Genomic DNA, 7,091 nt, shown 5'->3' with positions numbered 1-7,091 from the left:
TGGCCCGCCTGCGTTCCTCCTCACGGTGCTCAGACTTCTTCACTTTTCATCACTTGATCCGAGTCCGTAGAGGAGAGAAAACGTTGCGAAAATGAGCAGAACGAAGAAGAGGATCGTATAGGTGGTGCTCACCTTGAAGTAGCCTGCCGATATGAAATTTCCTGCGACAGCGAGAAACATGATCTCCTGAATCCTGTTTCCCGTGAGCAGCTCATAGCCGATGAAGAGGAGAAGGAAGAGGCCTATGAGGAATGATATCGGGCGCATCAGAGCGCTCCTATCGTGTGCTTGTAAAGGTAAGAGCCGGTTGAACTCAGGGCGCCCGTTATAGCATTGACGATTGCATGGACAATGCCTTCTATCACGGTCGAGATGCCATTGGCAAATGACGAGAATATCGAGCCGAAGGATCCTGCGACTCCAATGCCAACCGGGCCGAGTGCCGACGAGTCAAAGACGATGGCATATACGATTGCGATAATGATGACTGCAAGGATAATATAAAGAATGAGTTCCGCCGCAACGGAAGAACCCTTTGGCTTAGGTGCTAAAATATTTTCACCTCATGACAAAAAGATAAATTTTTTTGGTTGAAAGCACGGTCATATACAACCGGGCCTTCAGGACCCACAGGCTCGACAGCGCATGGCTTATCCAGTTGAAGAACGCGGATATTGCCTGCGCTATGCCGTTGAAGAACGCGGTGATAGGGGATGCGAAACCCGAGACGATCCCGACACCGATTCCCGCAACTGCCTGCTGGTCCAGATATAAGGCGAGGAAGACAGCTGCCGCAAGCACGACGGCTACGAGAATGAAAATCTCGTCTGTCGTCAGCTCGAAGCCAGAAGATACTTCCTCTTCCTCATCTGCCAATCAGATCACTCCCTGTGCTCTCTTGGACGCAGCTTGTACCTCTTCGTGTTCAGCACGCCGATGACGGTCAGGAAGAGCGCGAATACCACAACGTACCATCCAAGGAGAGATCCAAGGACGTTCGCCGATGCGGCATAGTTCGCGTAGATTGTTCCATCAGGCACCAGTATGTTAAGGAGTATGCCCAGAGCCTCGCCAACCAGGAATACGAACGCCGTATAGTGGTATTTCTGCCTTGTGGCGACTGCAGTGTACGCGAATGTGAGCAATCCTCCAACGAGCAGGCCCATCGTTGCACCGCCATAGCCGAAGAGCGGAGATATGTTTCCCATCTCACCGACGACCGCGAAGATGAACAGGCCTACCGCACCGATTATGATTGCAAGCGGAAGCTCGTTCCGGGCCTGCTTCGCTGCTGATCTTTCTTCCTCATCGCCGTAGTGCTCAGGCGTGGCGTACCACAGGAAGAGCGTTCCCAGCAGGAGGAAGGCAAGCATGAAATAGCTGACGAGATCCACGAGGTTGAAGCTCACTGATGACTCGAAGTACTGGGTGAAGGTGAAGCTGAATGCCGTTGTTGCATTCACGGATGAGTTGACTTCCAGCTGGTACTGTGCCGTTCCGGACCATGGAGATGCGAATAGTTGTAGAAGGTTGACAGCCGGGTTATGGCCAAAGAGATCCGTGCTCGGACCGTAGAGCGAGAAGTTCAACGCATATCCTGTTATGCCCTTGTCGCTTATCGAGGTCGTGCCGGAGTCGTTGACATACTGGCCGAAATACTGGTACAGGTTCGTTATCTTTCCGCCGGAACTTGTCAGGTCGGTGTACTCATAATACGCACTCTTCACCAAGAGATCATACACGGATTGCGATGAGTTGTCGGTCATTATTATGACCCGGTCGACCGTGAACTTCACGGGGAATGTCGCCGTTATGGCGTCTGTTCCTGCTCCCGTAAGGGTCGCCTGCTTCCATGTGTGCGCTGTCGTATTAAGGCCCCAAATCTCGGATACCTCATTTCCAACGTTATAGTCCTTTACTACGTTCAAACCGCCGTTGCTTTTTGCCTGCGCAGCTTCCCCGCCAATGACGAGGATACCAAATGCACCTGCGAAGACAATAAGCAAGCCTATTATTATTACCCAAAGTCTTGTGTTTGTTTTCATGTCTCAGGAATCCAACAGGGAGATCGCCTGTCCGAGCCACTGGAATGTAACATCAGAAAGCCGATTCCTTGAGAGATTATCCCTCCATTTTTCCTAATTCCTGGGAAAGAAGCCATCCAAGTTTCTGGGGCTCGATAGCTCACTTCCCCAGAAACTGTGAATGGATATATTCAATGGGTTATATATACATTCATCTGCGGCGAATCATGATGTATATACCGACAGCCACACCTGCTGCCGACGCTGCAAGGAGGATATAGAAGACATACGCGGGGAAGAAATTCATTGGAGGATTGGGCTGCACAGGTTGGTATGGAGGAGGCGCAGCGATGGAAGGCGAAACCTCGAATACAGGGTCCAGTGGCATCGTGGCCGGATCGTAGGTTATGTTGACTGTCCCTGTAGAGCTGACGTTGTTGAGCACTATGGTTGTTCCAGACACATTGCTGATCATGAAGACATTATAAGACCCGGGTGCCAGAAGATTGAAAGAAAGAGTAACATTAGGCGCAAGTGCGGAGGATGTCGAGATAGAATACACTGTTGGGCTCATGATAACGAACGAGTATGAATAGGAGGTGCGGGGAACGGATAGGACCGGACCTGAATCCATAAGAAGGCTCGTGTTGTTTACCCCAATATCTGTGATCATCGATTTGACACTTACTGCGGTTCCACTAAGATTTGCGGTGAAAGAATAACTGTATGTACTGTTCGTGCTGGCCCCCCAGTATTGTGTATATGTTCCATTCTTATCTGAAACCGTAATAAAGAAAGAATATGAGGTTCCAGACAGATACTCAGACAGCGTATGGGCAGTCTTGTTCAACGTGAATCCGGAAGAATAGTTGGTGATGTTTCCCTGATTGATCTCATAGGTGTAGTTATAGGTGGAATCCTGATAGAAGAAGGTTTCGGGAGTTGAATATATGTAAGGCTTGTTGAGGATTGTCAACGTGAAATTCTGGTAGGTCAGCAATGTGGTTACGTTGGTGGCATTGTGATAAGTAATCGAAAGATTGACCCAGTAGCTGCCTGTTGAAAGAATGCCAAACACGGTCTGTGCTGCCGTGTCATTCACCGTATTGCCACCTGTCATGTGCAGGGATGCATTCGTCTTGAGAGTCCAGTTATACGGTGCCGATATTGATGCTGGATATTCATAAGGTGTCTCGTTGTACCATGTAGTGATCGGACTCGAATCAAAATGCACCGAAGGAGGCGTTGAGGCATTCGCTTGCGGTACCGCAATCATTCCCACAAACAGAAGGAAAAGTATCGGAACCACAAGCAGCCTCATCTTCATTTTTTCAGCATCTCCAATTTCTCTCGCTGCAGCTTCCTGAACTCTTCAATTGTGTAATCTTTTCCTTCATGCGTGATCCTCAAATCACCTGAAATGTCCTTGACGGTCTCAAACGGTGGCTTCTGCCCCTGTGGAACCTTGATTCCGGGCATTATCTTTGAGAATTCATCAGGTGAGTATTCCTGCCCATTCATGAATACCTTGCCATCATGCATCTCTATTTTGTCGGAACCATCAGGGGATAACTTTCCCTTGTGCTGTGCCATCTTGCTTTGATTCTTGATCTGATTCACGTAGGCAACTGCAATGTTTGTCCATTTTACTTTTTCAGGCAGATTTGGATCATTCCAGATTTCTTTGAAGAAATAGTTTGCCCATCTTTCATGTGATTCTGATCTCGGAAATCCACTGTCCATGACATTTTTCCATGTGATTTTGTATTCCTCGATATGTTTATGAAATTGATGGGTTTTGCCTTCCCATTCACACAGTGCTACAGGACATTTAATTTTCATTTCAATCACTCTGCAAATGGCGTAGCTGTTGCAAATGTTACACCTGATCCTGTGAATGAATAATACCATCCTGCTGGAACTCTTAACCTGATTATCTGTGTTGATGTTGAAGATGTATCTCCACTCACATACTGGTTGCTTATTGCAGTTGGCGTATCTGTTGAACCCTTTGCTATCGTAACGTATCCTGCTGTTCCAGATGTTGTTGCATATACTGGCAGGTCTATTTCTATGTCATATGGATTGGTATTTTGATAAACTGTTCCACTTACAGGTGGATTTGCAGATATGGAAACAGATGGAAGCGTCAGTGTGCCGGATGATGGATTTACACCTTCAGCGGATAGTTTTAAAACAGTTAAATTCGTGGTATCTAACAATGATTTGGTCTGTGTTGTGCTTGTGAATAACCCTTTTATGGTTATCATGTTAATGGTTGAAGCAGATGATGCACTGATTAAGGCTGACCCTGACAATGTTCCATATTCTACATTTTCCAGATACAGATTTGTCATTGTTGCTGCTCCTATCGTAAAAACAAATCCCATGCAGTTCCTAACACTTAAAAGGACTGTTCCATAAGTTACACTGACTGGGCAAGACTGCAATCCATCTAATTCTGTAACAAATGTGCCAATGCTCGTATTTGTCAAGTTGATTGGTTGATATGACACGCCACCTATCCATTGATTTAGTTCGTTTGCAAGAACTGGCCCAGTGTCAGACGATTTTGTCGTATCCCATACATTGAGCAGGAGAACGTATGCCATTGCCTTAAGCACCATCGAATTTACAGACCATGTTGCAGGGTAAACATTTATGTCTTTTAATATCATGTTTGTTTGTCCTGCATTGCTTGACCCCGACCAATCCGCATTTAGCCAACCGTTTGGCGTGTATCCTGCTCCTGCATTTGGAGAAAATCCCTCAAAAGAAAACATACCGTATGAATTATCTGGAGATATAGTAATTCCCCATTCGTTATCAAAATTGAAGTTTAGAATAGTATTCTGTATTCCCCGTCCTCTGACTGTCAGATTCGGCCCATAAACACCTGACGGAGCAGCCGAGATTGTAATTGGGGCATCTATCTCAAATACATCACCATCCAGATAAATTGCGTCAGTTAACAGTGATTTTCCACCATTACCATTAATAGTAGTGCCAGAATTATATATATAATTCACAGCTTCCTGTATCCCTGATGTCTGCGTCAGTGATCCGTCTGCCTGTAATGAACCCGGCCCGAAACCACCAGTGCCATCGTTGGGCAATACAGATAAACCGTTAACAATTCCTTTAGATGTAACATTAACATTGCCATTGTTGATTTCAGATGAATACACAACTCTATTCTGAATTGAATCATAATGCGCCGTAACACCTGCATCTGATCGATACCACATTTGACCTGCAACAGGATTCGCAGGATCGGATGTAAGTGCAGGTAGTATCAACCCCTGTGAGGTCAGTATGGTCTGCGTATCAGGTGAATTTGATCCCTTCGACTGTGAGGAAATGTCGATGAATTTCCCAGCACCTGCAGCTATGGCACCGACAACGGCAGCCCCAACGGCTATCTTCTTGACTGCCCTTCGTCTTTCATTTCCACTTAGCGTGGTGCTTTCCGTCATGCAGGACTGGTGCGAATAATACCCTGTGTCTTGATGGAAAAGAAACAGGTCACCCTTTGCGAGAATCTTCTTTCCACAGAGATAACATCTAACCTTGCGACCACCACGTACCAACCACTTCGATTCTTTATGCTTCCACATACACATAACTCCTTTTTCGTACTTCCATGAACTTTCCGAGATATATACCAGAAAAGTACAAGCCTGAAAATATCAATCCCATTGCAGTTTCTATGAGACCACCAGTCGCACCCGGTGATATGATCCATGCGGCTATGAATGAACCTGCAACCGCATACCTCCATTTCGCCTTTAGGAACTGAACATCAACTATGCCGAGATAAACGAGTGCAGAGATTATCAGTGGCATCTCAAACACGAGACCCAGAGAAAATATGATTGTCAATAAGAGACCAATCAGCTTCTGTGCAGATACGGTTGGTTCAACGCCCATTGCCGGATCCAGGATTGCTGTAAAATGGAACATCAGAGGTATCAGGAGATACCATGCAAACGACATTCCAACGATGAACATGATGGTTCCGGGAATAAGGGATAATTTGAGGAGCCGCTTCTCCCTTTTTGACATTCCCGGAATGATGAAAGCAAACACATTATAGAGAATATAAGGAAGCAATATCATGACTGATATCACAACTCCAAGAAACAGATCCGTAAAAAGCGACTCAAAAGGTGAGATCGTTATTATCTTCACGCCGCCTATATTCTCTGAAATAAGCCTGAACACGTAAACGGTGAATGAACCTGTGAGACCGAATGTCAGTTTCAGTGGATTGAACATGAATACAGTTAAAAGAACGATGACGAAGGCTATGCCTATGTGCTTCAGTCTCTGAAACAACTCGGAGATATGCGGTTGCAGTTCATCGAGCATGCCTTCGCCCATTTACATTACCCTTTCTTTATTTCTGCTGCTGTGTTCTTGACATCATTTGCAGGCTCAGCAACAGATTTCTTTATTTCGTCGAGTTCCTTCTGTGCTTCCATTTTGCCTTTTTGGAACTCCCCTGTTGCTCTTCCAAAACTTCGTACAATATCCGGGAATTTCTTGTAACCGAATAATACGACTATTATGCCTGCTACTATGAGTATCCCTGTTATTGAGTCATACATTTATGTTCACCTTTGTTTTACGGTATTACTAATTCCTGGGAAAGAAGCCATCCAAGTTTCTGGGGCTCGATGGCTCGCCTCCCCAGAAACTGTGAATGGATATATTCAAGTGGTTATATATACATTCATCTGCGGTATATGATGACGTTCCATGATCTGCCGTCAGAGTTTATGTGGGGGGTCGTAATTTCTACCACTATCGAGAGGCATTCCCTGATGTGGTACCGGATCACCTTGTAAGGAATATCCAGCTGATAGGCGAGTGCCCTTCCGAAAATTTTCCTTCCGGGTGGAATGGCCTCAAGGATGACATTATCAATCTGGTGAGTGAATGGCTTGACCTGATCCTGAAGCTGCAATCACTTCACCTCAAACATCTGTTTCTCCTGTATGGTCTTCCGGATGAACTCGGGGCTTGGCTTTGAATAGTACTTGAGAATTGTGGCTGCTGTATCAC

General features: G+C 45.9%; 10 protein-coding genes. 1 reads left to right on the top strand and 9 read right to left on the bottom strand.

Going from position 1 to position 7,091, the window contains the following annotated elements:
* Positions 1 to 39: 39 nt before the first annotated feature.
* Positions 40 to 267, bottom strand: coding sequence for a hypothetical protein (locus tag KIS29_10975; GenBank protein ID MBX8640847.1), 228 nt, complete (start codon positions 265 to 267; stop codon positions 40 to 42).
* Positions 268 to 333: 66 nt separating this feature from the next.
* Here KIS29_10975 and KIS29_10970 point away from each other — a divergent pair, with 66 nt between their 5' ends.
* The gene (locus KIS29_10970; protein MBX8640846.1) at positions 334 to 504 is read left to right on the top strand and encodes a hypothetical protein; all 171 of its coding nucleotides are present in this window, start codon (positions 334 to 336) and stop codon (positions 502 to 504) included.
* Between the two features lie 54 nt (positions 505 to 558).
* Here the strand turns inward: KIS29_10970 and KIS29_10965 are convergent, their stop codons facing one another.
* The 8 genes from KIS29_10965 to KIS29_10930 form a co-directional block, all read right to left on the bottom strand.
* Positions 559 to 876, bottom strand: a complete 318-nt coding sequence (locus KIS29_10965) for a hypothetical protein (protein MBX8640845.1) — start codon at positions 874 to 876, stop codon at positions 559 to 561.
* A 5-nt stretch (positions 877 to 881) separates the two neighbouring features.
* The gene (locus KIS29_10960; protein ID MBX8640844.1) at positions 882 to 2,045 is read right to left on the bottom strand and encodes a hypothetical protein; all 1,164 of its coding nucleotides are present in this window, start codon (positions 2,043 to 2,045) and stop codon (positions 882 to 884) included.
* A gap of 190 nt (positions 2,046 to 2,235) precedes the next feature.
* Positions 2,236 to 3,351 carry a hypothetical protein gene (locus tag KIS29_10955; GenBank protein ID MBX8640843.1) on the bottom strand — a complete coding sequence of 372 codons (1,116 nt, stop codon included), beginning with the start codon at positions 3,349 to 3,351 and terminating at the stop codon, positions 2,236 to 2,238.
* Entirely contained in the window at positions 3,348 to 3,875 is a 528-nt protein-coding gene (locus KIS29_10950) for a hypothetical protein (protein MBX8640842.1), read from the bottom strand. Before KIS29_10950 ends, KIS29_10955 begins: the two co-directional genes overlap by 4 nt.
* A complete protein-coding gene (locus tag KIS29_10945) occupies positions 3,872 to 5,641 on the bottom strand; it encodes a hypothetical protein (GenBank protein MBX8640841.1) in 1,770 nt (589 codons plus the stop codon). Before KIS29_10945 ends, KIS29_10950 begins: the two co-directional genes overlap by 4 nt.
* Positions 5,628 to 6,407, bottom strand: a complete 780-nt coding sequence (gene tatC / locus KIS29_10940) for a twin-arginine translocase subunit TatC (GenBank protein MBX8640840.1) — start codon at positions 6,405 to 6,407, stop codon at positions 5,628 to 5,630. The genes KIS29_10945 and tatC overlap by 14 nt, the downstream gene beginning before the upstream one ends.
* Positions 6,408 to 6,412: 5 nt before the next feature.
* Positions 6,413 to 6,634 carry a twin-arginine translocase TatA/TatE family subunit gene (locus KIS29_10935; protein ID MBX8640839.1) on the bottom strand — a complete coding sequence of 74 codons (222 nt, stop codon included), beginning with the start codon at positions 6,632 to 6,634 and terminating at the stop codon, positions 6,413 to 6,415.
* 125 nt (positions 6,635 to 6,759) lie between these two features.
* Positions 6,760 to 6,993 (bottom strand): hypothetical protein, encoded by a 234-nt coding sequence (locus KIS29_10930; GenBank protein MBX8640838.1) that lies wholly within the window; start codon positions 6,991 to 6,993, stop codon positions 6,760 to 6,762.
* Positions 6,994 to 7,091 lie beyond the last annotated feature (98 nt).

Origin of the sequence: Candidatus Sysuiplasma jiujiangense, from assembly GCA_019721075.1 — an archaeon.
In the GTDB taxonomy this organism is placed as follows: Archaea; Thermoplasmatota; Thermoplasmata; order Sysuiplasmatales; family Sysuiplasmataceae; genus Sysuiplasma; species Sysuiplasma jiujiangense.
Note: the sequence above shows the minus strand (reverse complement) of the source record. Positions and strands in the feature narration are given on the sequence as shown.